Raw genomic sequence first — 1,642 nt, forward strand, 5'->3', positions numbered from 1 at the left:
GACAACATCTTCTGTATCTCCTCTGACAATGAAAGTACAGTTTTTGTCATTGGCTACTGTGTCTATTACAGATTTAAAGTTTTTTTGGGCTTCACTAAAGTTGACAATGTTGACGCTCATCAGAGTTGTACATGGTTAAATACAATTGTTATTATAGTTCTGTCCAAATCTGGTTGGCAAAACCCAAAGGCTTCGGGGAACGCACCCTACAGATGCGATCGCTTGCTCAAAGTTCATAATCTTGGTGCGTTCCCAGGAATTTATTGGCGGAGTAATTAGGAGTTGCATCAGGGAACGCACCCTACAAGATTGGCAATCGCACTGGATTCCTTGCTGACTCTACGATTTCAGAAGTTTAATAATAAATCTCAGATTATGAACGTCTAAAGTATAGCGCTCTTCTGGAACTTTCGGAAACCCCTGACCGAATCCAGATTCTGAAACCCTTGCTTGACAAGTGATCGCTAACTTTTTTTCTAATAAAAACTCAAATTTCGGGTTTCTGTTAGTTAGCGATAGCTTGAAGGCTTACCCCATAAGAGAGCTAGAGTTTAGAGACTGTAAGACTTTTGCCAGACTCCCTCCAAGAGCGATAGCTATCGTTCGATGTGGACTCAAGCTACTTCTGACGCAGCCTAACACAGCCGAGCAGCCCGACGGTGCTGGCAAGTAGGAGGAGCGTTGAAGGTTCGGGTACCGGCACTGGTGGGCCGCCAAGGGCGGCGACTGCCGTTGCAGACAGAGGGGCATCGTAGATCCGGATCAGATCAACGATGCCAGCAGATGCCTCGCTTTGGCCAGTCGTAAAATCGTCTTTAAAGAACTGGATGATATTGTTCGTGGCCGTGAAAACGGCGAGAGCCGAGCTATCAGTGAAGGTGAATTGCTGGACGCCGTTGACGTAGCCGACGAATTCGTCCGTGGTATCATCACGGGTCACGATCAGCCGAACGTCCACATTAGGGATGAAGGCACTGGCGGGGCCGTCTGCGACGTCGTAGAAACTGAGGGCAGTGTCTAAGGTGTAGAGTCCTTTGTCCGAGCTGAGGTCTTTGAAGTCGAGGATCTTCCTGTATCCACTCAGGTCTGCGAATCGGAAGATCGTCTCGATGGAGTAATTTGCGGGGTCTGGTAGCCCGTTACTGAGGGACAGCCCCTGGTTCGGTCCGAAGGCGTAGCTCGTCGATCCCAGAGTACCCCCATCCGGGACGAGGTTTGGACCGCCGAGGTCGTCGGCGAAGCTCCCCTCCAGTCGGTATTGATGGATGAGCGCAGCCTGAGTTGGCGGAGCTGCCAAGGTAATGAACCCCAGCATGGTGATAGGGATAATGCTGCGTACCAAATTGCCATGATGCGTTTGTCTTTTCATAGTTTTTTCTGCTTGTGTCAACGACACGAGGATAAAAAAAACCGGGGTATGAGATAGGCGCATCATACAACGACTTCCCGGTGGTCTCCCGAAAAATTTTAGATTTTTTTAAGATCGACCTAAAAAATATTGGTCATTTTTTCCAATATAGTGTAAGTTAAGAAAAGTAAAGATTTCTCACAATTCTTCAACACATCTGCTGGCCTGCTCGGATAGATGGAGAAGAGAGGGCGGAATCTTAGCAATAATATACATTTTTCGGAGAAAACCCCC

1 protein-coding gene is annotated in these 1,642 nt (G+C 47.9%); it reads right to left on the reverse strand.

The window, feature by feature from the left end; translation table 11 throughout:
* Positions 1 to 619 precede the first annotated feature (619 nt).
* Positions 620 to 1,369 carry a PEP-CTERM sorting domain-containing protein gene (locus MICAI_RS15800; protein ID WP_157221762.1) on the reverse strand — a complete coding sequence of 250 codons (750 nt, stop codon included), beginning with the start codon at positions 1,367 to 1,369 and terminating at the stop codon, positions 620 to 622.
* Positions 1,370 to 1,642: the final 273 nt, after the last annotated feature.

This window comes from Microcystis sp. T1-4, assembly GCF_000297435.1.
Classification (GTDB): Bacteria; Cyanobacteriota; Cyanobacteriia; order Cyanobacteriales; family Microcystaceae; genus Microcystis.